The organism is Pseudomonas sp. Sample_9 (assembly GCF_004307535.1).
GTDB lineage: Bacteria > Pseudomonadota > Gammaproteobacteria > Pseudomonadales > Pseudomonadaceae > Aquipseudomonas > Aquipseudomonas mercuritolerans.
In genome coordinates this window covers 1-23,749 of the sequence record NZ_RAZO01000459.1, presented here as the reverse complement: position 1 = coordinate 23,749, position 23,749 = coordinate 1, and the positions used below count along the sequence as shown (strand labels likewise).

The window sequence follows — 23,749 nt, the reverse complement described above, 5'->3', positions numbered from 1 at the left end:
CAGGCATCTTCACGCGCAGGGCGATGCTGTTGATGAACAGGCCGACGGTGCGTTGCATTTCCGGCATGTCCACCGGCCGCCCGGCCACGGTGACGCCGAAGAGCACGTCGCGATCGCCGCTCAGGCGTCGCAGGACTAATGCCCACGCAGCCTGGGCGAAGGTGTTGACGGTCAGTTGATGTGCCTGCGCCAGTTCCCGCAGCCGTGCGCCGTCCTCGACATTGAGGCGGGTGTAACGGTCGCCGACGATCATGCCGCCGCTTTCACCGGCATGTTCGCGCAGGAACGGGCGGTCGCTCGGGATCGGCGTGGTGCGCTCGAAGCCTTGCAGATTCTGCCGCCACCACTGCCGCGCCTCGGCCAGGTTCTGGCGTTGCAGCCAGCCGATGTAATCGCGATAACGCGGCGGCACGCTCAACTGCGCTTCGCGACCTTCACCGAGGGCGGTATAGATCTCGAAGAAGTCGTTCATCAGCAGCGAACGGCACCAAGCGTCGATGAGGATGTGGTGGTTGCTCATCATGAACCAGTAACGCGCCGCGCCGACTTTGATCAGGCGCAGGTGAAACGGCGCCTGATTGAGCAGATCGAACCCGGATTCGCGCTCGCTTTTCAGCAGCGCTTGCAGCTGTGGCTCCTGCTCGGTTTCGGCGACCGCGCTCCAGTCCAGATACTCGATCGGCGTGCGCCCCGGCGTGTGAATCACTTGCAGCATGTCTTCGCCAACGTTCCAGCAGAACGAAGCGCGCAATGCTTCATGACGAGCGACCACCGCTTGCCAGGCCTGGGCGAAACGCTCGGGGTCGAGCTCGCTGTTGATGCGATATCGATCCTGCATGTAGTACAGACCGGTGCCCGGTTCGAGCAGTGTGTGCAGGAGCATGCCTTCCTGCATCGGCGTCAGCGGATAGACATCTTCGATATGCGCGGCCGGCACCGGCAAGGCGTCGAGTTGTGCCTGAGTCAGTTTCGCCAGTGGGAAGTCCGATGGTGTCAGGCCGCCGGCCTCGTCTTTTAGACAATGGGCTATCAGGCTTTGCAACTCACCGAGGTAGGCGGCGGCCAGATCGTTAATGGTTTGCGCCCCGTAACGCTCGGCACTGAAAGTCCAGCGCAGCAGCAGTTCTCCACCGTAAACCTGACTGTCGACACTCAGCTCGTTGGGCAACGGCGCCTGCGGATCGTGGGCAGCACCGATTGGCTCATCGAGAGGACGGAACAGCGCATCGCTGCCGAAGCTCTGGTCGAACTGGCCGAGGTAGTTGAAGGTGACCTGCGCCTGCGGCAGCGCGGCCATGTTCTGGCGGCAGCCGTCATCAGCCAGATAACGCAACACGCCATAACCGAGACCTTTATGCGGAACGGCGCGCAATTGTTCTTTGATCGCCTTGATCGAAGCGCCCTGCCCGGCGGCCTCTTCGACATTGTGCGGAGTCAGGCGCAGCGGATAAGCGCTGGTGAACCAACCGACGGTGCGGGTCAGGTCGATCTCGTCGAACAGGGTTTCGCGACCGTGGCCTTCCAGTTGAATCAGTGCCGAGGGCTGGCCGCTCCAGCGGCACAGCACCCGAGCCAGCGCGGTCAACAGCAGGTCGTTGACCTGAGTGCGATAAGCGCTCGGTGCCTGTTGCAGCAACTGCCGGGTGCGCTCGGTATCGAGGCGTACGCTGACGGTTTGCGCATGACGATTCTGCCTGCCGCCCTGCGGATTTTCGCAAGGCAGATCAGCGCTCGGCCCGGCCAGTTGTGCTTGCCACCAACCGAGTTCTTCGCGCAGGGATTCGCTGCCGGCGTAGGCCTGCAAACGCGCGGCCCAGTCCTTGAAGGCGCTGGTTTTCGCCGGCAGTTTCAGCGGCTGCGCAGCGTCGAGCTGGCGATAGGCGGTTTGCAGATCATCCAGCAGCACGCGCCACGACACACCGTCGACCACCAAGTGGTGGATGGCGATAAACAGACGTTGCTGATCATTCGCTACATCGACCAGCACTGCGCGCAGTAATGGGCCGTTGTGCAGATGCAGACTGCGTTGCGCGTCGGCGAACAGGGCTTCGCACCGGTCCAGCGAATCGACGCTGAATTGCCAGAGCACATCCTCATTCGTCAGCGCTTGATGCGTCGCTTGCCATGCATCATCGGTTTCAGTGAAACGCAGACGCAGCGCATCGTGCTGCTCGATCACGGCCAGCAAGGCTTGCTGCAATCGTTGCGGCTCGAGGCGCGCGGTCGGTTCCAGCAACAGCGCCTGATTCCAGTGCTGGCGCTGGGGAATGTCCGTATCGAAGAACCAGTGCTGAATCGGCGTCAGACGCGACTCGCCGACCACCAAACCTTGCTCGGCAGTCACTTGCTGGGTGCGACTGGCAACGGCGGCGAGCGTCTGCACGGTCTGGTGCTGGAACAGGTCGCGCGGGCTGAAGTGAATGCCCTGCTGACGCGCGCGGCTGACCACCTGAATCGACAGAATCGAGTCGCCGCCGAGTTCGAAGAAGTTATCGTTGAGGCCGACCTGCCTGACGTTAAGCACATCGCACCAAATCTGCGCCAGGGTCTGCTCCAGCTCGTTACTTGGCGCAACGTAGTCCTGACGATTCAACTCGGGATCGGGCGCCGGCAAGGCGCGGCGGTCGAGTTTGCCGTTGGCGGTCAGCGGCATGCTTGCCAGCAGCATCAGTTGGGTCGGCACCATGTAGTCCGGCAGTTGCGCCTTGAGGTGCGACTTGAGCGCTTCGCGCAGTTCAGCCTGTTGCGCTTCGCCGTGTCCGGCGACATCGGTAACGAGGTAACCCACCAACTGCTTGCCACTCGGCGCATCCAGCGCCAGCACCACTGCTTCGCGGACCGAAGGATGATCGAGCAGGCGCGTTTCGATTTCGCCCAGTTCGATGCGGAAGCCACGGATTTTCACTTGATGGTCGATCCGCCCCAGATACTCGACCAGACCATCGGCACGCTGGCGCACCAAGTCGCCGGTGCGATACATGCGCCCGCCATCAGCGGCAAACGGGTCAGCGACAAAACGCTCGGCGCTGATGCCCGGGCGGTCGTGATAGGCCTGAGCCAGACCGGCGCCGCCGACAAACAATTCACCGGTCGCACCTTGCGGCACCAAGGCCAGATCGGCGTCGAGAATGTACGCGACTCGCGCCCCGATCACACTGCCGATCGGCACACTGCCAGCGCCCTCTTCCAGCACCTGCGGCGCCAGACTGGCCAGCGGCATGACCACGGTTTCAGTCGGGCCGTAGGCGTTGAAGAACAGCGCTGGCTGGAACGCCGCGCGGATGCGCTGTAGATGCTCGCCGGTCAGCGCTTCACCGCCGGTGATGATCATCCGCACCGGCAGGACTTCATTCTGCGTGGCAAGGAACTGCGCCAACTGGCTGCCGTAGCTCGGCGTGAAGCCGAGGACGTTGATCCGATGCGCACGAATCAAGCCGCAGATTTCTTCCGCGTCCCACTGCCCTTGCGCCCGCAGCACCACCTGCGCACCGCTGAGCAGCGGCACCAGCAAACGTTCGGTGGCGGCGTCGAAGTTGATCGAATAGAAATGCAGTTCACAGTCGTCCGGGCGCATGCCGAAGCGTTCGATCACGGCCCGGCAGTGCATGGCAATTTCGCCGTGGGAGACCACCACGCCTTTTGGTTTGCCGGTCGAGCCCGAGGTGTAAATCAGGTAGGCCTGATGCTGCGGCAGGCTGATAAACGGCAACTCGCTGGCCGGGTAGTCGGCCAATCCCGGGCTGTCGTCTTCCAGACACCAGCGCGCCACGTCTGACGGCAAGTCACCCAGGGCCTGGAACATCGCCCGATCGCTGAGCAGCAGACCGATGCGGCTGTCTTCGATCATGTAATGCAGACGATCCAGCGGGTACTCCGGATCCAGCGGCACATAGGCGCCGCCAGCCTTGAGAATCGCCAGCAGGCCGATGACCATTTCCAGCGAACGCTCCAGCGCCAGCCCCACCCGCACCTGCGGGCCGACCCCACGTTCACGCAGCGCCCAGGCCAGACGATTGGCCCGGGCATCGAGTTCGGCGTAGCTCAGGGTCTGCCCGGCGAAGGTCAGCGCCGGCGCGTCTTTGCGCGCCAGTGCCTGTTCGGCAAACAGATGATGGATGCACTGGTCGAGACGATGTTCGCCCGGCTCGACGCCAAGGCTGTCGAGCAGGTGCTGTTGCTCGGTGTTGTCGAGCAACGGCAGTTCGCTGAGGCGTTGCTGCGGATCAGCGATCAACGCTTCAAGCAGGTTGCGCCAATGCCTGGCCATGCGTTCGATGGTCGGTTCGTCGAACAGATCGGTGCTGTAAGTCAGGCAGCAGCCGAGGCGATGGTCGAGGTCGGTGACTTCCAGATTGAGGTCGAACTTGGTCGCCCGCGCATCGTTGGCCAGATACTCGACAGTCATCCCAGCGAGGGTGCGGCTCTGCTGGAATTCCCAGCGCTGCACGTTGCACATCACCTGGAACAGCGGGTTGTAGGCCGCACTGCGTGGCGGCTGCAAGGCTTCGACCAAATGATCGAACGGCAGATCCTGATGGGACTGGCCTTCGATCACGGTGTGGCGCACCTGCTCGAACAGTTCGCCGACCGACATCTGCCCGTCGAGCTGGCAACGCAGCACCTGGGTGTTGAGGAACGCCCCGATCAGCCCTTCGCTTTCCGGGCGGATGCGGTTGGCCACCGGCGCGCCGATGCGCAGGTCGGTCTGGCCGCTGTAGCGGTAGAGCAATGTGGCGAGCGCGGCGGTCATGGTCATGAACAGGGTCAGGCCGTTTTGCGCATTGAACGCCCGCACCCGCGCAGCGAGATCGTCGCTCAGATCGAAACGGAACAGCTCGCCCTGATGGCTCTGTACCGGCGGACGGGGACGGTCGCCGGGCAGTTCCAGCAGCGGATGTTCGCGACCGAGCTGCGCGGTCCAGTAATCGAGCTGGCGCTGGCGCTCGCCGGACTCCAGCCACTGACGCTGCCAGATGCTGTAGTCGAGGTATTGCACCGGCAGCGGCTCGAGCGGTGATTCGCGCTCATCGACGAACGCTTCATACAGCGCACTGAGTTCACGGGCAAAGATGTCCATCGCCCAGCCTTCGGTGACGATGTGGTGCAGGGTCAGGACGAAGTAATGCTCGTGCTCGGCAGTCTTGACCAGGCAGGCGCGCAGCAGCGGTCCGGCTTCCAGATCGAACGGCTGGTGCGCTTCTGCATCGGCCAGTTGCTGGACTTGTAGCTCCCGGACTTCTGCCGGCAGGCTGGAGAAATCCTTCCAGCCCATGCGCACGCCGGTCTCGGCATGCACCTGTTGGCGGGCAACACCGTCAACGCTGGGGAATGTAGTGCGCAGGGTTTCGTGGCGCAGGATCAGCGCCTGCAACGCCGCCTCGAAATGCTCGACATGCAGCGCGCCGCGCAAGCGCGCCATGCCGCCGACGTTGTAGGCCGGGCTGTCCGGTTCCATCTGCCAGAGGAACCACATGCGCTGCTGCGAATAGGACAGAGGCACCGCTTGGCTGCGGTCGACTGTGCCGATCGGCAGCTGTTGGTTGGTGCGGCCGCTGGCCTGGATCAGGCGGATCTGTTCGGCGTAATCGCCCAGTTTGCTGTGCTCGAACAGTGTGCGCAGCGGCAGTTCGACGTCACAGGCCTGACGTGTGCGCGAAATGATTTGCGTGGCCAGCAGCGAGTGACCGCCGAGAGCAAAGAAATCGTCGCGCAGGCCGATCTGCTTCAGACCCAGCACTTCGCGCCAGATCGCGGCGATTTGTTGCTCCAGTTCGCTGACCGGTTCGACGTGTTCACGCACCTGCCATTGCGGTTCGGGCAAGGCGCGGCGGTCGAGTTTGCCGCTGGGGCTCAGCGGCATCGCGTCGAGGCGCAGCAGTTGCGCCGGGACCATGTATTCCGGCAGCTCAGCGACCAAAGCGTTGTTCAGTCGAGCGATTTGTTGCTCGGCATTTTCATGCGCATCGCTCGCCGTGAAGTAGCCGATCAGTTGCCCACCGGCAGCGGTTTCGCGCACCAGCACCACGGCCTGGGCGACGCCATTTTGCGCCAGCAGTCGCGCCTGGATTTCTTCCGGTTCGACGCGAAAGCCGCGCAGTTTGACCTGCTGATCGAGACGGCCGAGATATTCGATCACGCCATCCGAGGACCAGCGCGCACGGTCGCCGGTGCGGTACAAACGGGCACCCTGCTCGCCCAGTGGATCGACAACAAAACGCTCGGCGGTCAACGCCGGACGCCCCAGATAACCACGCGCCAGACCGATGCCGCTGATGCACAACTCGCCCGGCACGCCCGCCGGCACTGGATTGAGATCGGCATCGAGAATGCGGCAGACCACATTGCCCAGCGGCCGGCCAATCGGCGAGCGCTCACCATCGACAGTTGTGCAGTGCCAATGAGTGACGTTGATTGCGGTTTCAGTCGGCCCGTAACGGTTGTGCAATTGCACCGCTGGCAATTGCGCCAGTACCCGGTTGCGCAGCTCGGCGGGCAAGGCTTCACCGCCGGAAAACAGCCGGCGCAGGCTGGTGCATTCGGCACTCAGCGGCTCGTCGATGAACAGCGCCAGCAGCGGCGGGACGAAGTGCAGCGTGGTCACGCCGTATTGCTGGACCAGTTGCGCGATGCGATGCGGGTCGCGGTGCTCGCCGGGGGCGGCAAGCAGCAGACGCGCGCCGGTGATCAGCGGCCAGAAGCATTCCCACACCGAGACGTCGAAACTGATCGGCGCTTTTTGCATCAGCACGTCGGTTTCGTCGAGACGGTAAGTGTCCTGCATCCATTGCAGGCGCTCGGCCAGCGCGGCGTGGGTGTTGCCGACCCCTTTCGGTTGCCCGGTGGAACCCGATGTGTAAATCACGTAGGCGAGGTTGTCGCCGTGCAGTCGCAGTCCCGGTGCCTGGCTCGGCCATTTATCCAGGTGCAGCGCATCCATGGCGATCACGCTGACGCCATCGCTGGCCGGCAGACGCTCGAGCAATTGCGTCTGGGTCAGGAGCAGTTCGACGCCGCTGTCGCGGAGCATGTACGCGAGACGCTCGGCCGGATAATCCGGATCAAGCGGCACAGAGGCGCCGCCGGCCTTGATGATCGCCAGCAGAGCGATCAGCAGTTGCGGCGAACGCTCGGCGGCAATGGCCACGCACACGTCCGGGCCAACGCCCTTGTCGCGCAGGTAATGGGCGAGGCGGTTGGCTTGCGCGTGCAGCTCGGCAAAATCCAGACTACCGCCGTCCCAAACCAGTGCGGTGCGTTGCGGGGTGTTGCGCAATTGTTGCTCGAGCAGTTCCGGCAGCCAGTGTTGCGCCGGGGTGCACGGAGCGACGCTCCAGTCCTTCTGCTGATTCTGCTCGCTGGCGGTCAGCAAGCGCAGATCGCCGATGGCCTGCTTTGGCTGTTCGCAGACCTCGCTGAGCAGATTATGGAAATGCTCGGCCAGACGCTCGATGGTCGTGGCATCGAACAGTTCGCTGGCGTAGTCGAACGCCAAGCTCAGGCGGCCGTTGCGATCCTCTTCGCTGTGCAATTGCAGATCGAACTTGGCCTCGCGGCTGTGCCACGGCAGTTCTTCGGCGAGCAGACCGGGCAGGCGCTTGAGTGCACTGAGGTCGCGCTGCTGATGGTTGAACATGACCTGGAACAGTCCCTGTTCGCGGGCCTGCGGGAAAGCTTCAAGCAATTGTTCGAAGGGCAGATCCTGATGGGCCTGGGCGCCGAGTGCGGCTTGGCGGGTCTGGTTCAGCAACTCGGCAAATGTCAGGCGCGAATCGATTTGCGCACGCAACACTTGGGTATTGATGAAGAAGCCGATCAGGCTTTGGGTTTCCAGGCGCGGACGGTTGGCGTTGGGCACGCCGATGCGAATGTCGCGCTGACCGCTGTAGCGGTGCAGCAAACTTTGCAACGCAGCGAGCAGAAGCATGAACGGCGTGGCTTCGTGAGCCTGCGCGGTCTGGCGGATCGCCTCGCTGAGTTTGCTACTCAAGCGCACGTTGTAGCGTGCGGCGCTGTGGTTGTGTCTGGCCGAGCGCGGGTGATCGGTGGCCAGTTCCAATGGCGGATGTTCTTCGCCCAACTGCGCTTTCCAGTACGCCAGTTGCCGCTCGCCCTCGCCTTGCGCCAACCATTGCCGCTGCCAGTTGCCGTAATCGGCGTATTGCGTGGGCAGCGCTGCCAGTGTCGCCGGCGCACCTTGGGTTGCCGCCGCGTAGAGACGCGAGAATTCGTCGAGGAGGATATTCAGCGACCAGCCGTCAGCGATGATGTGGTGCAGGGTCACCAGCAGTTGATGTTCTTCGTCATCGAGACGCACCAGTGTCACCGCCAGCAAAGGGCCTTTTTCCAGATCGAACCGAGTGCGCGCCTCGTCTTCGCGAATCTGCTCGGCACGGGCTTCACGCTCGGCCATTGGCAGGTCGCTGATGTCGATCAGTTGCAGGTTGAATTCGGCATCAGCGAGCACTTGCTGCAATGCCACGCCGTCGCGCTCGAAGAAACGTGTGCGCAAAGATTCGTGGCGTTCGATCAGTTGCTGGAAGCTGGCGCGCAGGGCGTCTTCATCCAGTTCGCCACGCAAGCGCAGGCCGCCGGGAATGTTGTAGGCGCTACTGTGCGGGTCGAGTTGCCAAGTGATCCACAGACGGTTTTGTGCCAGCGACTGCGGCATCGGCTCGCTGCGCGACAAGGTGCTGATCGGACCTTGAGCGCTGCCGCCGTCCTGTTTTAGCTGCGCCACAGCGGCGGCGAAAGCGGAGAGGGTTGGCGCTTCGAACAGCAGGCGCAGGCTCAGCTCGACACCGAGTGCTTCGCGAACCCGCGCGACCACTTGCGTCGCGGCGATCGAGTTGCCGCCGAGCAGGAAGAAGTGATCGTCGGCGTTGATCTGTTTGACGTTGAGTTGCTCGGCCCAGATTTGCCCGATCACCGTTTCGAGATCCGAAGTGCTGCTGGTCGCGTTTTCCGTTGCCGCTGTGATCGAAGGAAACAGCGCGTAACTGTCGAGGCTGCCATCAGCCAGACGGTTGCGGCACGCCGAGCGCTGCAGTTTGCCGCTGGAGGTTTTCGGCAACGCGCCCGGATTGAGCAGCACCACCACGCTTGGCGCCTCCTGATACGCCTCGGCCACGGCTTGGCGAATGGCTTTGATCAGCGCATCTGGCGCGAGGATTTTCTGCACGCTGCGGCTGATTTCCGCAGCAATGCCGATGCCCTCTTCGCCGTTGTAAGTGACCGCGAACGCCGCCACGCGGCCCTTGCGCACCACTTCGACTTCGCGCTCGACAGTCTGCTCGATGTCCTGCGGATAGAGGTTGTGTCCGCGGACGATGAGCATGTCTTTCAGGCGCCCGGTGACGAACAACTCGCCCGCACGGATAAAACCCAGGTCGCCGGTGCGCAACCAGGTGCGGCCGGCGTGCTGCACGAAGGTCTTGGCGCTGGCTTCGGGGTTGCGCCAGTAACCGTGGGCGATGCTCGGGCCGGCGGCCCAGACTTCGCCGACGGCGTTGTCGGCGAGTTCTTCGAGGGTATTCGGTTCGACAATCAGCACCGCGTGCTCAGGCTGGCTGATGCCGCAGCTCATGATCGCGCTGCCGTCGCCCGGCTCGGCGCGGTTTTGCGCCAGCGCCTGATCGTCCACGCGCAGTGCCGGGATGCCGGCGCCGCGCGGTGTTCCGGCGACATACAGGGTGGCCTCGGCCAGACCGTACGAGGCCATGAAACTGTTTTCGCTGAAACCGCAGGCGGCGAATTTTTCCGCGAAGCGCTCGAGGGTGTCGAGGCGGATCGGCTCGGAGCCGGAATAGGCCACGCGCCATCGACTCAGATCGAGGCGCTCAAGGGCCGATTCGCTGACCCGCTCACTGCACAAGCGATAGGCGAAATCCGGGCCGCCGCTGATGGTGCCGCCGTACTCGGCAATCGCTTCCAGCCAGCGCAACGGCCGGCCGAGGAAGTACGCCGGCGACATCAGAATGCACGGCACGCCGCTGAAAATCGGTTGCAGCAGACCACCGATCAGCCCCATGTCGTGGTACAGCGGCAACCAGCTGACGATGACGTCGTCCGGGTTCACATCGATGCCGAAGCCGCGACGGATCAGCAGTTCGTTGGCGACCAGATTGCCATGGCTGACCTGCACACCCTTGGGCAGCGCGGTGGAGCCGGAAGTGTATTGCAGAAAGGCGATGTGCTCGGGCGGCAGGCTCGGCTCAACCCAGCGTTCGGCCAGTGCGCTGTCGAGGGTGTCGACGCACAACAGCGGCGGCGCGCCGTCGATTTGTTGCAAGGCATCGCGCAGGTCGGCGCTGGTCAGCAACAGCTTGGGCTCGGCGTCGGCGATGATCGACAGCAAACGCTCCTGATGATGACGACGCGCGGATTCCGGCGGATAGGCCGGCACCGCAATCACACCGGCATACAGGCAACCGAAAAACGCCGCGACGTAATCCGCGCCACTGGGAAACAGCAGCACCGCACGCTCACCGAATCCAGCCTGAGCCTGCAACGCAGCGGCGATGGTGCGCGCGCGTTGATCGAGTTCGCGATAGCTGAGCACCACAGCCTGCTCCGGGTTTTCGGCGAGAAAACGCAAGGCCAGTCGGTCCGGCGTCAGGGCCGCGCGACGCTTGAGGGCATGGACCAGGGTGCTGGGGAGTTCGAACGCGTCGGTCATGAGGTTTCCTGCCTGAATTCGGCTTGCAAGTGGAATCGGGTGGCTGCGTCACACCTCTCGAGAGGCGCGCGGGGCGCGGTCTGTGCCGACCGCGCAAGGCATCGGAATGCGCTGAGGCCGGGGATCTGCACCCGGGCCATTCACCAATGAGAACGGATGGAGTGGGGAAATAATTAGTCGGCAGGTGCGACGTCCAGCGGGGCCGGGGTGCGGCGGCGTGTCGCAGTTGGCAAAACACATCGCCTTACAGCAATACCTCTCTTTCTCATTTGACAATCATTATCATTCAACATAATTTGTCGCTCGATGTGTAGGACGGCGCCGTCCCCCGAGGCCCTCCCACTAACCTATTGGCAGCAAGGTGATTTCCATGACGGAACAAGTATCCACAAGCAGGTGCGATTCACCGCTACTTCAGGCATTCGTCGACAATCGACTGATTCTGGTCAAGATTGCAGCCCGCATTACCGGCTGCCGGTCTCGTGCCGAAGACGTGGTTCAGGATGCGTTTTTCCGACTGCAATCGGCGCCGCCGATCACGTCGTCGATCAAGGCTCAACTGAGCTACCTGTTCCAGATCGTGCGCAACCTCGCCATCGATCACTACCGCAAGCAGGCGCTCGAACAAAAATACTCAGGCCCGGAAGAGGAAGGCTTGAACGTGGTGATTCAGGGCGCTTCGCCGGAAACTTCGCACATCAACTTCTCGACCCTCGAACACATCGCCGATGCGCTGACCGAACTGCCCAGCCGCACCCGCTATGCCTTCGAGATGTACCGCTTGCACGGCGTGCCGCAGAAAGACATCGCCAAGGAACTGGGCGTATCGCCCACCCTGGTCAACTTCATGATTCGTGATGCGCTGGTGCACTGTCGCAAGGTCTCGGGCAGTCGGCGGGATGCGGTGATTGCGGGTCGTCGCTGAGACCGCGTCGTCTGATCAAAAAAGATCGCAGCCTTCGGCAGCTCCTACATGAGAATGCATTCCTCTGTAGGAGCTGCCAAAGGCTGCGATCTTTTTGCTTGATGCGGTATCAGGCCAGCTTGCACCGATCAAAAAACCGCTCCCGCCCCAGAATCATCAATGCCGCGCGCTTGTGCGGAAAATCGAATTCCTTCTCGCAGTGAAAGCACTGGTTGTGCATATGTCCGATCATCTTCGCGTTGTCGGCACGTGGCTCGGCGACCACGCGCTGGGTGCGTGGATCATCGAGAAACAGGTAATGCACCAGTGCCGATAACCAGCTCGCCACTTTGTGCGGGCCGCGATGACTCTCCTCGCCGACCAGCATGTGAATGCCACGGTCGTAATCGTCGGCATCATAGAACGGCGCGATACGATCTTCCTTGGCCCAGTAGGCTTCGAAATAAGCGAACGGCTGATCATCGAAACAGCCAATCAGCGTCAATGTGTGCGGATCGCCATCGAGCTTGCTGAGATATTCGCGATGCTGCTCAAGGCTGCCCTCCTCCTGCCAGAAACTCGCCACGCGCGGGCTGTTCTGCCAGCGATTGAAGCGCGACAGATCTTCCTCGATTTCCAGCGTTCGCAAGGAAATCCACGCGCCGAGCCGCGCATCGAAACGCCGATAGACTTCACCGCGCGGCTTCACCGGTCGCAGCGGATGGCGCTTGCCGTGGCTGATGACCATTTGCTGCGGATAGCTGCCGGTCAGTGAAGTGCCCAGCCACGGCTGCGGCAGTTGCCAGAACAGCGTGCGCTCGCAGCGATACTCGCCGGCGACTTCGGTGTTGATCAGCAAACCACTGAATAAGGCTTCGGTCGGCGGCTGATCGAGTTGCCAGGTCAATTGCTGGCACGCCGGGTCACGGGCGAACAACCAATAACAGGCGGCCCACAAGGCTTGCCCGGGCGGCAGGGCAAAACGTTCATCAAGCTGAATCGGGCCATTGGCCTCGCGGTCCAGGCGCAGCCGAATCAGCGGTTGCCCGTCCAGGCTCAGGCTCAAGCGGCTCTCGGTAGCATCAGCGATCAAGCGACTGCCCGAGGGCAACGCCAGGGCAGTCAGGTCATTCAGATTGGACATGGGTCGGGCTCACGTAATCGTCGACAGTTCAACGAAGTGACGTGAGCCAGGAGGGGAAATTTAAGCGCGAGATGCAAACAGCGCTTCAGTGATGCGGCACGGGCACCACGGCAATCTTGTAAGGCTCGAAAATCTTCAGCAATTCGCCATTGTCACGCAGACGCTGCAACAGATTGCCGAAGGCGTCGCCGGTGATCGGAGCGCTTGGCCGCAGAATCGCGTAATGGTGATAGATCTGATCGGTACGCTGCGAAGCCAACAGCTCGTCGCGGACCTTCTCGTTGCGCAGCAGGTAATCGAACAGATAGGAACGGGTCACCAGGGCAATGTCGGCGCGCCCGCGCAGGACCATCAGCAGGTTGCTGTCGTGGGAATAGGTCAGCGTGGCGTTGTAGTTGTGCGCGAGGAATTTCGGGTCGGCGTTGAAGTTGGCAAATTCGTAGTGATAACCGCTGAACAGCGCCAGACGTTTGCCCGACAGGCTCGAGAAGTAGTTTTGCTGGCGGCCGTCTTCGCGTTGCGCGACGAAAATCTCGGCGTCTTCCAGGCCCATGTCGACGTCGTCGTGGGGAATGTCCTTCCAGCCCCACTCGGGGTTCTCGAAGATCGCCATATCGATGCGGCCCTGCTTGAAATCACCGAAACGGCGCGGGATCGACGTCGGCACCAGGACGAACTGATAGTCGCTCTGCGAGCGGTTCAGCGCCTCGATCAATTGCGGCAACAGGCCGGTGTCGGCGCCGTTTTCCGGGCGAATCGTATAGGGCGGGAAATGCGCGGCGCCGACCCGGACCAATTGCGCTGACTGAGCGGGCAATACCCATAACGCAGCCAGCGCGGCGAGCATCAGCCCGGCGGCTGTCCGAATTGGCGAAGACTTCAAAACACCCCACTCCCCGAAAAAAATAGCGATCAATGCATTCAAGCTAGGCGGTTTCGCCGACTTAGCCAGTTTGTCGGCCGGTCCGACAACCGTTCAACGCGCTTCGAGGACCAGAATCAGCGCTTCATCGGCGAGCTGATCGAGGCTCAAACTGCCGCCGGCACGGAACCAGGTGGTGGTCCAGGACAGTGCGCCGGTAAGGAAACGTCGGGTAATAAAAACGTCGCCGCGAATATAGCCGGCGTCCTTGGCCTCGCCCAGAACCTGCAGCCAGATGTCTTCATAAACGTCACGCAAAGCAAGGACTTTAGCCTGGCCGTCTTCGGACAATGAGCGCCATTCGTACACCAGCACCGCCATCGCCTCGCCACTGCCGCCCATGATCGACTGCAATTCGCAGCGAATCAGCGCCAGCACTTTCTCGCGCACGTCGCCGGCTTCGGCCAGGGCTGCGCGCATCAGCGCGGTGTTGTAGCGGATGGTTTCCTCCATCACCGCGCGGAGAATTTCATCCTTGCTTTTGAAGTGATGAAAAATGCTTCCCGACTGAATGCCCACAGCGCTGGCCAGATCACGCACCGTGGTGCGCTCGTAGCCTTTGTTGCGAAACAGGTGAGCCGCCACTTGCAGCAATTTGCCGCGGGCGCTGTCCGGGTCGGTCAACTGGCCTTGGTCGACCAGTTCGCGCATGACCCGCAGGGCTTTTTGCTCGTCCACCCGTTCTCTCCTACAGTCGATCAGTGTGTTGCCCCCTGTAACCGCAGGGTTGCGCGCAATTTAAGCCGCGCGCGGGCACCAAGCAAGCGCTTGGGCAGAAGAATGTTTCGCCTGTTTACAAACCAAGCGCTTGCTTGGTAGCCTCCAGACACTTCTGTCGCAGGTCCCTGAGTCGGAGATAAAAATGCCAACCACCGTGCGAATCGGCTGCGCCAGTGCTTTTTGGGGCGACACCTCCACTTCTGCCGCCCAGCTTGTCTCCGGCGGAAACCTGGATTATCTGGTGTTCGATTATCTGGCCGAGATCACCATGTCGCTGATGGCCGGCGCGCGCCTGAAAGACCCGCAGGCCGGGTTCGCGGGTGACTTCGTTGAAGTGCTGGCGCCGCTGCTGACGCAACTGGCCGAACAGAACATCCGCGTGATCAGCAATGCCGGCGGGGTCAATCCGCAGGCTTGCGCGGCGGCCCTGCAAGCGGCCTGTGACCAGGCTGGAGTCCAGCTGAAGATTGCCGTGTTGCTCGGCGACGACTTGCAAGGACAGCTCAAAAACCCCGCCGACATCCGCGAAATGTTCAGCGGCGCGCCACTTCCGCGCATGTGCGTGTCGACCAACGCCTACCTCGGCGCGCCGGGGATTGTCGAAGCTTTGCGCCTGGGTGCCGACATTGTCATCACCGGCCGGGTGGTCGACAGCGCCGTGGTCAGCGCGGCGCTGGTGCACGAGTTCGGTTGGTCGTGGCACGACTACGACAAACTCGCCCAGGCCGCGCTGGCCGGGCACATCATCGAATGCGGCGCGCAGTGCACCGGCGGTAATTTCACCGACTGGCGCGAGGTGCCGGATTACGAGCACATCGGTTTTCCAATCGTCGAGGTCAGCGCCGATGGCCAGTTCCTCGTCAGCAAAACCGAAGGCTCCGGCGGCCTGGTCACGCCGCTGACCGTCGGCGAGCAGATGCTCTACGAAATCGGCGATCCGCAGGCCTATCTGTTACCCGACGTGATCTGCGATTTCACTCAGGTCAAACTTCAGCAACAAGGCAAAAATATCGTGCAGGTGCACGGTGCCAAAGGCCTGCCGCCCAGCGATAAATACAAGGTCAGCGCCACCTACCCGGACGGTTTTCGCTGCACCGCCAGTTGCCTGATGGCCGGCATCGACGCGGTGGACAAGGCGCGGCGGGTCAGTCAGGCGATCATCGACAAGACCGCCGAGATGTTCAGCCTGCGCGGCTGGGCGCCGTACAGCGAAACCCATGTCGAACTGCTCGGCAGCGAAGCCACCTACGGCCCCCACGGCCAGCGCCGCGACAGCCGTGAAGTGGTGATCAAAATCGCCGTACGCCATCCTGACAAACGCGCGCTGGTGCTGTTTTCCAAAGAGATCGCCCAGGCCGCGACCGGTATGGCGCCCGGTCTGACCGGCATTGTCGGCGGACGTCCGACCGTGTACCCGGTCATCCGCCTGTTCTCATTTCTCATAGATAAAAATGCCTGCACGCTGCACATCGACATGGCCGGTGAGCGCCATCCGTGCACCCTCCCCGACCCAGTGGCCCTCGACAGCGCAGATTTGCCGCTCGCCCATCAGCCACCCAAACCCCAGGGCCGCGCCGATGCCAGTGTGCCGCTGGTGAAACTGGCGGTGGCGCGCTCCGGCGACAAGGGCAACCACAGCAACATCGGCGTGATGCCTCGCCATCCCGATTACCTGCCATGGATCGCCGAAGCGCTGACCACTTCGGTGGTGGTCGACTGGATGCGCCACGTCCTCGATCCGCTTCTCGGGCGCGTCGAACGCTGGTATCTGCCCGGCACCCACAGCCTCAACTTTCTTTTGGAAAACGCCCTCGGCGGTGGCGGTGTCGCCAGTCTGCGCATCGACCCGCAAGGCAAAGCCTTCGCCCAGCAACTATTGGAAATCCATATCCCGGTGCCGCAGAGCATCGCCGAACAGCTCGACTAGAGGATGGTGTGCATGGCTTACGCGTCGATTTTTCGCGCCGATCTGTTCAGCGGCCAGAACCTGATTGTCACCGGTGGCGGCAGCGGCATCGGTCGCTGCACCGCCCATGAACTGGCAGCGCTCGGCGCCAATGTGCTGCTGGTCGGGCGCAAGCCGGAAAAACTCGAAAAGGTCGCCGCCGAAATCACCGAGGACGGCGGCCGCGTGCACTGGAAGGCCTGCGATATCCGCGATGAAGAAGCGGTCAAGCAACTGGTCAAAGAGCTGATCGCCGAACACGGGCCGATCCATGGTCTGGTCAACAATGCCGGCGGCCAGTACCCGTCGCCCTTGGCCTCGATCAATCAGAAGGGCTTCGAAACCGTGCTGCGCACCAACCTGGTCGGCGGCTTTCTGATGGCCCGCGAAGTGTTCAATCAGTCGATGAGCAAACACGGCGGCAGCATCGTCAACATGCTCGCTGACATGTGGGGCGGCATGCCCGGCATGGGCCACTCGGGCGCCGCGCGTTCGGGCATGGACAACTTCACCAAGACTGCTGCGTTCGAGTGGGGTTACGCCGGGGTCCGGGTCAACGCCGTGGCGCCGGGCTGGATTGCGTCCAGCGGCATGGACACTTACGAAGGCGCATTCAAAGCGGTGATTCCGACCCTGCGCGAGCATGTGCCGCTCAAGCGTATCGGCACCGAATCGGAAGTCAGTGCGGCGATCGTGTTTCTGCTCAGCCCGGCGGCGGCATTCATCAGCGGCACCACGGTGAAAATCGACGGCGCCGCCAGCCTCGGCAGTCGCGCCTGGCCGCTGCACAAAGCCAGCCACAGCGAATCGTTCAATGGTTTTCACCGCGCGTATTTACCAGAAGTGTTGCGTCCCGACGTGCTCAAGGACAAGGAATAAGCCATGGCGCAGATTCAGTCGCAACTCGATCCGCACAGCGAAACATTCGCGCGCAACCGCGCGGCCATGCTCGCCGCCATCGAGCAGGTGCAGCAGCTCGAACAGAACCTGTTGAACAAGGCCGCCGAAGCCAAAGACAAATTCAGCAAACGCGGGCAACTGTTGCCCCGCGAACGCCTGAACCTTTTGCTCGACCCCGGCGCGCCGTTCCTCGAACTGGCCAGCCTCGCCGGCTACAAGTTGCATGACGACAAGGACGGCAGTTCGGCCGGTGGCGGGCTGATTGCCGGCATCGGTTATGTCTGCGGCATCCGCGCGATGGTGGTCGCCAACAACAGCGCAATCAAGGGCGGCACGATCTCGCCGAGCGGCCTGAAAAAATCCCTGCGCCTGCAACAGATCGCGCGGGAAAACAAACTGCCGATGATCACCCTCGCCGAAAGCGGCGGTGCCAATCTCAACTACGCGGCGGAGATTTTTGTCGAAGGCGCGCGCAGTTTCGCCAATCAGGCGCGCATGTCAGCCATGGGTTTGCCGCAGATCACCGTGGTACACGGCTCGGCCACCGCAGGCGGCGCCTATCAACCGGGGTTATCGGATTACGTAGTGGTGGTGCGCGGCAAGGCCAAGCTGTTTCTCGCCGGCCCGCCATTGCTCAAAGCGGCGACCGGCGAAGTGGCCAGCGATGAAGAACTCGGTGGCGCCGAAATGCACGCGCAGGTCGCGGGCACTGCCGAATATCTCGCCGAAAACGACGCTGACGGCTTACGCCAGGTCCGCGAGATCATGCGCATGTTGCCCTGGAACGAGCAGCTGCCGTGGCTGCCGCAGCCGCAATTCAAAGAACCGCTCTACCCCATCGACGAACTGCTCGGGCTGATCCCCGACGATGCAAAAAAGCCCTACGACGTGCGCGAAATCATCGCGCGGATTGCCGATGAATCGGACTTTCTCGAATTCAAAGGCGAGTTCGACCAGCAAACCCTTTGCGGCCAACTGAAAATCCAGGGCCGCGCCTGCGGCTTCATTGGCAACAACGGCCCGATCACCCCGCAAGGTGCGAGCAAGGCGGCGCAGTTCATCCAGTTGTGCGACCAGAGCCAGACGCCGCTGCTGTTTTTCCACAACACCACGGGTTTCATGGTCGGCACCGAATCGGAACAGCAGGGCGTGATCAAGCACGGCTCGAAACTGATCCAGGCGGTGGCCAACGCACGGGTGCCGAAACTGACCATTGTCGTCGGCGGTTCCTACGGCGCCGGCAACTACGCCATGTGCGGGCGCGGGCTCGATCCGCGCTTCATCTTCGCCTGGCCCAACAGCCGCACGGCAGTAATGGGCGGCGCACAGGCCGGCAAGGTCTTGCGCATCGTTACCGAAGCCAAACAGCTCAAGGACGGCATCGAGCCTGATCCGAAAATGCTCGACATGCTCGAACAGATGACCGCGCAGAAACTCGACAGCCAGTCCACCGCACTGTACGGCAGCGCCAACCTGTGGGACGACGGCCTGATCGACCCGCGCGACACCCGCACCCTGCTCGGTTACTTGCTGGATATCTGCCACGAAGCCGACATGCGCACGCTGCAACCCAACAGCTTCGGCGTCAGCCGCTTCTGACCGCCACGGATCCTACGGAGAACAACAATGATCTTCACCCCGGAACACGAAGCCCTGCGCCGCACCGTCCGCCAGTTCGTCACGCACGAGATCAACCCGCACGTCGAAGAATGGGAAAAGGCCGGGCGCTTTCCGATCCATGAGATTTTCCGCAAGGCCGGCGGCCTGGGTCTGCTGGGCATTTCCAAGCCGGAAAAATTCGGCGGCATGGGCCTCGACTACAGCTATTCGATCGTCGCCGCCGAAGAGTTCGGCACCATCCATTGCGGCGGCATTCCGATGTCGATCGGCGTACAGACCGACATGTGCACACCCGCCCTCGCCCGCTTCGGCTCCGACGAACTGCGCGAAGAATTCCTGCGTCCGGCCATCACTGGCGAACAGGTCGGTTGCATCGGCGTTTCCGAAGTCGGCGCCGGCTCCGATGTCGCCGGGCTGAAAACCACCGCGCGCAAGGACGGCGATGACTACGTGATCAACGGCAGCAAGATGTGGATCACCAACTCGCCGAGCGCTGATTTCATCTGCCTGCTCGCCAACACTTCGGACGACAAGCCGCACATCAACAAGTCGCTGATCATGGTGCCGATGAACACCCCGGGGATCAGCCTCAGCTCGCACCTGGACAAGCTCGGCATGCGCAGTTCGGAAACCGCGCAGGTGTTCTTCGACAACGTGCGCGTGCCGCAGCGCAACCGCATCGGCCATGAAGGCGCCGGGTTCATGATGCAGATGCTGCAGTTCCAGGAAGAACGCCTGTTCGGCGCGGCGAACATGATCAAGGGCCTGGAATATTGCATCGACAGCACCATCGAGTACTGCAAGGAACGCAAGACCTTCGGCAACGCGCTGATCGACAACCAGGTGATCCACTTCCGCCTCGCCGAATTGCAGACCGAAATCGAATGCCTGCGCGCACTGGTCTATCAGGCCACCGAGCAGTACATCAAAGGTCAGGACGTCACGCGCCTGGCGTCGATGGCCAAGCTCAAGGCCGGACGCCTCGGCCGTGAAGTCAGCGACAGCTGCCTGCAATATTGGGGCGGCATGGGCTTCATGTGGGACAACCCGGTGGCCCGCGCCTATCGCGATGTGCGTCTGGTATCGATTGGCGGCGGCGCCGACGAGATCATGCTGGGGATCATCTGCAAACTGATGGGCATCCTGCCGGGGAAAAAGAAATGAGCCCCCTGCCCGATTGCCAGACGCTGTTGCTGGAACTGCATGGCGGCGTGCTGCACATCACCCTCAACCGCCCGGACAGCCGCAACGCGATGAGCCTGCAAATGGTCGCCGAACTGCGCGCGGTGCTGGCGGCGATACGCGATGACCGCACAGTGCGGGCCTTGGTGCTCAGCGGTGCCGGCGGGCATTTTTGCGCCGGCGGCGACATCAAGGACATGGCCAACGCACGGGCTCAGGGGGCGGATGCTTACCGCGAGTTGAACCGGGTGTTCGGTGCGTTACTGGAACAAGCCCAACACACGCCGCAAGTGCTGATCTGCGTGTTGCAAGGCGCCGTGCTCGGCGGTGGCTTCGGCCTGGCCTGCGTCAGCGATGTTGCGATTAGTGATCACAAGGCGCAGTTCGGCTTGCCGGAAACCAGCCTCGGCCTGATCCCGGCGCAAATCGCACCGTTTGTGGTGCAACGGATCGGCTTGACCGAAACCCGCCGGCTCGCGCTGACGGCGGCGCGTTTCGATGGCGCCGAGGCGCAGCGATTGGGGCTGGTGCATTTCGTTGAACAGGATGCCCAGGCGCTGGCCGAGCGATTGGATGAGGTCCTGCAACAGGTGCTGCGCTGCGCACCCGAAGCGAATGCCGCGACCAAAGCATTGTTGCTGGCGAGTGCCGGACAGCCGTCGAGTGAGTTGCTTGATGAGGCGGCGCAGTGGTTCAGCGCGGCAGTGACTGGAGACGAAGGGATCGAAGGCACCTTGGCCTTTATGCAAAAGCGTAAACCGCGGTGGGCTATCTGAAAGCTTCGCGAGCAAGCTCGCTCCCACATTGGATCTGGATCACTTACAAATCTCTGTGGGAGCGAGCTTGCTCGCGAAGAGGCCAGCACCTGCGACGCAACTTCTGAGGAAATAGCCCATGCCCACCCTCCACAAAATCCTGATCGCCAACCGCGGTGAAATCGCCTGCCGCATCCAGCGCACGGCGCAGGCGCTGGGTTATCGCACCGTCGCCGTGTTCAGCGACGCCGACGCCGATGCGCTGCATGTACAAATGGCCGATCAGGCCGTGCACATCGGCCCGGCGCCGGTGCAGCAGTCGTACCTCAACATTGCGGCGATCCTCGACGCCGCCCGCCGCAGCGGCGCCGACGCGATTCACCCGGGCTACGGCTTCCTCTCGGAAAACGCTGATTTCGCCCGCGCCTGCGCCGAAGCCGGGCTGGTTTTCATCGGCCCCAGCGTCGAAGCGATCGAGCTGATGGGCAGCAAACGCCTGTCGAAAATCGCCATGCTCGACGCCGGCGTGCCATGCATTGCCGGCTATCAAGGCGCAGCGCAGGACGACGCGACGCTGCTGGCCGAAGCCGAGCGCATCGGTTATCCGCTGATGATCAAGGCCAGCGCCGGTGGTGGTGGGCGCGGCATGCGCCTGGTGCACGAGCCCAGCGACCTGCCGGCGCAACTGCGCACCGCTCGTTCCGAAGCACTGAACGGTTTCGGTAGCGACGAGTTGATTCTCGAGCAGGCGTTGATCGAGCCACGCCATGTTGAAGTACAGCTGTTCGGCGACCAGCACGGCAATCTGGTCTACCTCGGCGAACGCGATTGTTCCATCCAGCGCCGCCATCAGAAAGTCATCGAAGAAGCGCCCTGCCCGGTGATGACCGCCGAGCTGCGCAAGGCCATGGGCGAAGCAGCACTCAAGGCCGGACGCGCGGTGGATTACGTCGGCGCCGGCACCGTGGAGTTCCTGCTTGACGCACGCGGGCAGTTCTACTTTCTGGAGATGAACACCCGTCTGCAGGTCGAACACCCGGTGACGGAATTGATCACCGGGCTGGATCTGGTCGCGTGGCAGTTGCTGGTTGCCGAGGGCCAGCCGCTGCCGCTGACGCAGGAGCAGATCCGTCTCGACGGTCACGCCATGGAAGTACGCCTCTACGCTGAAGATCCCGCTGCGGATTTTCTTCCGCAAACCGGCCGAATTGCCGCATGGCAACCGGCTTCGGATCACGGTGCGCGCATCGATCACGGTCTGCTTGAAGGCCAGTCGGTCAGCCCGTTCTACGACCCGCTGCTGGGCAAACTGATCGCACACGGCGCAACCCGCGAAGAGGCGCGACGCATATTGTTGCGAGCGGTGCAGGACACCGTGATGCTTGGCGTGCAGAGCAATCAACGCTTACTCGAAGGCCTGCTGCAACATCCGCAGTTCATCAGTGGCGATTTCAGCACCGCTTTCATCCAGCAACATTTTTCCAGCCATGCCTGCCTTAACCCATTTGTGCCGACGGCGGAGCAGTTGGCGATTGCCGTGGTGTTGTTCTATCAGGCCAGCGCCCTACCGCATCGCGCCCCATTGAATGGCTGGCGCAACAACGCTAGCGTGCCGTTGCACTATCGACTCGGCAGTGACGAGCAGGACTGGACGCTGTCGGTGCTGGCGCGCAAACCCGGCGAGTTGGTCGTGCAGGCTGGCGAAAGCACTGTGGCGGTGAAAGTCATTGAGCACGCTGCGCAATCGATCACCCTCGAAGTCGACGGTCTGCGCCAGCGCCATGCCTATCGTCTGCACGATCGGCAGCTTTGGCTGTTCACCCATCCGGGCAGCCTGCGCCTGGAGGATCGAACTCATGCGCCGATCGACAGTCAGACCAGCGTCGCCTCCGGCATCCTGAAAGCCCCGATGGACGGTGCCATTGTCGATGTGCTGGTCAGCGAAGGCAGTATGGTCAGCAAGGGTCAATTGCTGGTGGTACTGGAGGCAATGAAAATGGAGCATCCGTTGAAGGCCGGCATCGATGGCGTGCTCAAACGGGTGCAAGTGAAGGTCGGCGATCAGGTAAAAAATCGTCAGGTTCTGTTGCAGGTCGAGTAGTCGCCCGGGCACAAGCGCGGGGTTTGACTACGCTCTGATAAATCAGAACGCGGAAATCAGGAACCCTGCGATGCCCCATTGGCTGGTCATAGATCTGGAAGCCACCACAGACGAGGGTGGCTGGCCGGTCACGGAAATGGAAATTATCGAGATCGGTGCGACCCTGGTCGACCGCGCCGGGCGCGAGCAGGGTCACTTCCAGCGCTTCGTCAAACCGACCCGCCGGCCATTGCTGACGCCGTTCTGTCGGGAGCTGACACACATCACCCAAGCCAACATCGATTCGGCGCAACCGCTGAGCGAAGTCTGGCCGGCCTTTGAGCGTTGGCTGGCGCAGCATCAGGCTCGCCTTGAAGGCTGGGCCAGTTGGGGCGGTTACGATCGCCAGCAATTGCTGCAGGAGTGGCAGCGTCTGCACATCGACAGCCGCCTGAGCAAAGTCCCGCACATGAACCTCAAACAGCGCTTCGCCAAGGCCCGGCGCCTGGAGCGACCACTGGGGCTCAACGCCGCGTTGCAGCTGGCAGGCATGCAGTTTTCCGGGCAACAACATCGAGCACTGGAAGATGCCCGCAATACTGCACGGTTGTTGCCATTGGTTCTGCCGCTATAGGCGCGTGACGGCGCGAAAAGCCTTGTGCATACTGGCCGCCCCCTTTTAAGCCCTTTTCGAGGAATCCGCCCATGTTTAAAGTCAACGAGTACTTCGACGGCACCGTCAAGTCGATCGCCTTTGGCACCGCTGAAGGTCCGGCGACCATTGGCGTCATGGCCCCGGGCGAATACGAATTCGGCACCAGCCAGCGCGAGATCATGCACGTGGTGTCCGGCGCGCTGAGCGTAAAACTGCCAGACAGCAGCGACTGGGAAACCTTCGCCGC

At 62.4% G+C, this 23,749-nt stretch carries 13 protein-coding genes; 9 read left to right on the top strand and 4 right to left on the bottom strand.

Annotated elements, in window-relative coordinates:
• Nucleotides 1–10,675, bottom strand: a 10,675-nt coding sequence (locus D6877_RS26160; protein ID WP_130912602.1) for a non-ribosomal peptide synthase/polyketide synthase, incomplete at its 3' end; no start/stop codon positions are given.
• 370 nt (nt 10,676–11,045) lie between these two features.
• Between D6877_RS26160 and D6877_RS26155 the strand changes: the two genes are divergently transcribed.
• Nucleotides 11,046–11,600 (top strand): RNA polymerase factor sigma-70, encoded by a 555-nt coding sequence (locus tag D6877_RS26155; protein ID WP_008088195.1) that lies wholly within the window; start codon nt 11,046–11,048, stop codon nt 11,598–11,600.
• Nucleotides 11,601–11,709: 109 nt separating this feature from the next.
• Here the strand turns inward: D6877_RS26155 and D6877_RS26150 are convergent, their stop codons facing one another.
• The 3 genes from D6877_RS26150 to D6877_RS26140 form a co-directional block, all read right to left on the bottom strand.
• On the bottom strand, nt 11,710–12,723 hold the full coding sequence (locus D6877_RS26150; RefSeq protein WP_130912582.1) for a GNAT family N-acetyltransferase: 1,014 nt from the start codon (nt 12,721–12,723) through the stop codon (nt 11,710–11,712).
• An 85-nt stretch (nt 12,724–12,808) separates the two neighbouring features.
• Nucleotides 12,809–13,606 carry a transporter substrate-binding domain-containing protein gene (locus D6877_RS26145; protein ID WP_130912581.1) on the bottom strand — a complete coding sequence of 266 codons (798 nt, stop codon included), beginning with the start codon at nt 13,604–13,606 and terminating at the stop codon, nt 12,809–12,811.
• A 93-nt stretch (nt 13,607–13,699) separates the two neighbouring features.
• Nucleotides 13,700–14,323, bottom strand: coding sequence for a TetR/AcrR family transcriptional regulator (locus tag D6877_RS26140; protein WP_016770820.1), 624 nt, complete (start codon nt 14,321–14,323; stop codon nt 13,700–13,702).
• A gap of 184 nt (nt 14,324–14,507) precedes the next feature.
• Here D6877_RS26140 and D6877_RS26135 point away from each other — a divergent pair, with 184 nt between their 5' ends.
• The 8 genes from D6877_RS26135 to D6877_RS26100 all read left to right on the top strand — a co-directional run.
• The gene (locus D6877_RS26135) at nt 14,508–16,292 is read left to right on the top strand and encodes an acyclic terpene utilization AtuA family protein (protein WP_130912580.1); all 1,785 of its coding nucleotides are present in this window, start codon (nt 14,508–14,510) and stop codon (nt 16,290–16,292) included.
• 12 nt (nt 16,293–16,304) lie between these two features.
• Nucleotides 16,305–17,189: an SDR family oxidoreductase gene (locus D6877_RS26130; protein WP_130912579.1), complete on the top strand. Its 885-nt coding sequence runs from the start codon at nt 16,305–16,307 to the stop codon at nt 17,187–17,189.
• A gap of 3 nt (nt 17,190–17,192) precedes the next feature.
• Complete coding sequence (gene atuC / locus D6877_RS26125) at nt 17,193–18,809, top strand: geranyl-CoA carboxylase subunit beta (protein ID WP_130912578.1); 1,617 nt, start codon at nt 17,193–17,195, stop codon at nt 18,807–18,809.
• Nucleotides 18,810–18,836: 27 nt separating this feature from the next.
• Nucleotides 18,837–19,994, top strand: coding sequence for a citronellyl-CoA dehydrogenase (gene atuD, locus D6877_RS26120; protein ID WP_130912577.1), 1,158 nt, complete (start codon nt 18,837–18,839; stop codon nt 19,992–19,994).
• On the top strand, nt 19,991–20,788 hold the full coding sequence (locus D6877_RS26115) for an enoyl-CoA hydratase-related protein (RefSeq protein ID WP_130912576.1): 798 nt from the start codon (nt 19,991–19,993) through the stop codon (nt 20,786–20,788). The genes atuD and D6877_RS26115 overlap by 4 nt, the downstream gene beginning before the upstream one ends.
• 118 nt (nt 20,789–20,906) lie before the next feature.
• Nucleotides 20,907–22,868: an acetyl/propionyl/methylcrotonyl-CoA carboxylase subunit alpha gene (locus D6877_RS26110; RefSeq protein WP_130912575.1), complete on the top strand. Its 1,962-nt coding sequence runs from the start codon at nt 20,907–20,909 to the stop codon at nt 22,866–22,868.
• A gap of 70 nt (nt 22,869–22,938) precedes the next feature.
• Complete coding sequence (locus tag D6877_RS26105) at nt 22,939–23,481, top strand: exonuclease domain-containing protein (protein WP_130912574.1); 543 nt, start codon at nt 22,939–22,941, stop codon at nt 23,479–23,481.
• Between the two features lie 71 nt (nt 23,482–23,552).
• A partial coding sequence (locus tag D6877_RS26100; RefSeq protein WP_130912573.1) for a pyrimidine/purine nucleoside phosphorylase occupies nt 23,553–23,749 on the top strand: 197 nt, incomplete at its 3' end.

Excerpts from the sequence above, each read along its gene's own strand:
- D6877_RS26155 (WP_008088195.1), top strand. The coding sequence starts at position 11,046 with ATGACGGAACAAGTATCCACAAGCAGGTGCGATTCACCGCTACTTCAG.
- D6877_RS26150 (WP_130912582.1), bottom strand. The coding sequence starts at position 12,723 with ATGTCCAATCTGAATGACCTGACTGCCCTGGCGTTGCCCTCGGGCAGT.
- D6877_RS26135 (WP_130912580.1), top strand. The coding sequence starts at position 14,508 with ATGCCAACCACCGTGCGAATCGGCTGCGCCAGTGCTTTTTGGGGCGAC.
- D6877_RS26130 (WP_130912579.1), top strand. The coding sequence starts at position 16,305 with ATGGCTTACGCGTCGATTTTTCGCGCCGATCTGTTCAGCGGCCAGAAC.
- atuC (WP_130912578.1), top strand. The coding sequence starts at position 17,193 with ATGGCGCAGATTCAGTCGCAACTCGATCCGCACAGCGAAACATTCGCG.
- atuD (WP_130912577.1), top strand. The coding sequence starts at position 18,837 with ATGATCTTCACCCCGGAACACGAAGCCCTGCGCCGCACCGTCCGCCAG.
- D6877_RS26115 (WP_130912576.1), top strand. The coding sequence starts at position 19,991 with ATGAGCCCCCTGCCCGATTGCCAGACGCTGTTGCTGGAACTGCATGGC.
- D6877_RS26110 (WP_130912575.1), top strand. The coding sequence starts at position 20,907 with ATGCCCACCCTCCACAAAATCCTGATCGCCAACCGCGGTGAAATCGCC.
- D6877_RS26105 (WP_130912574.1), top strand. The coding sequence starts at position 22,939 with ATGCCCCATTGGCTGGTCATAGATCTGGAAGCCACCACAGACGAGGGT.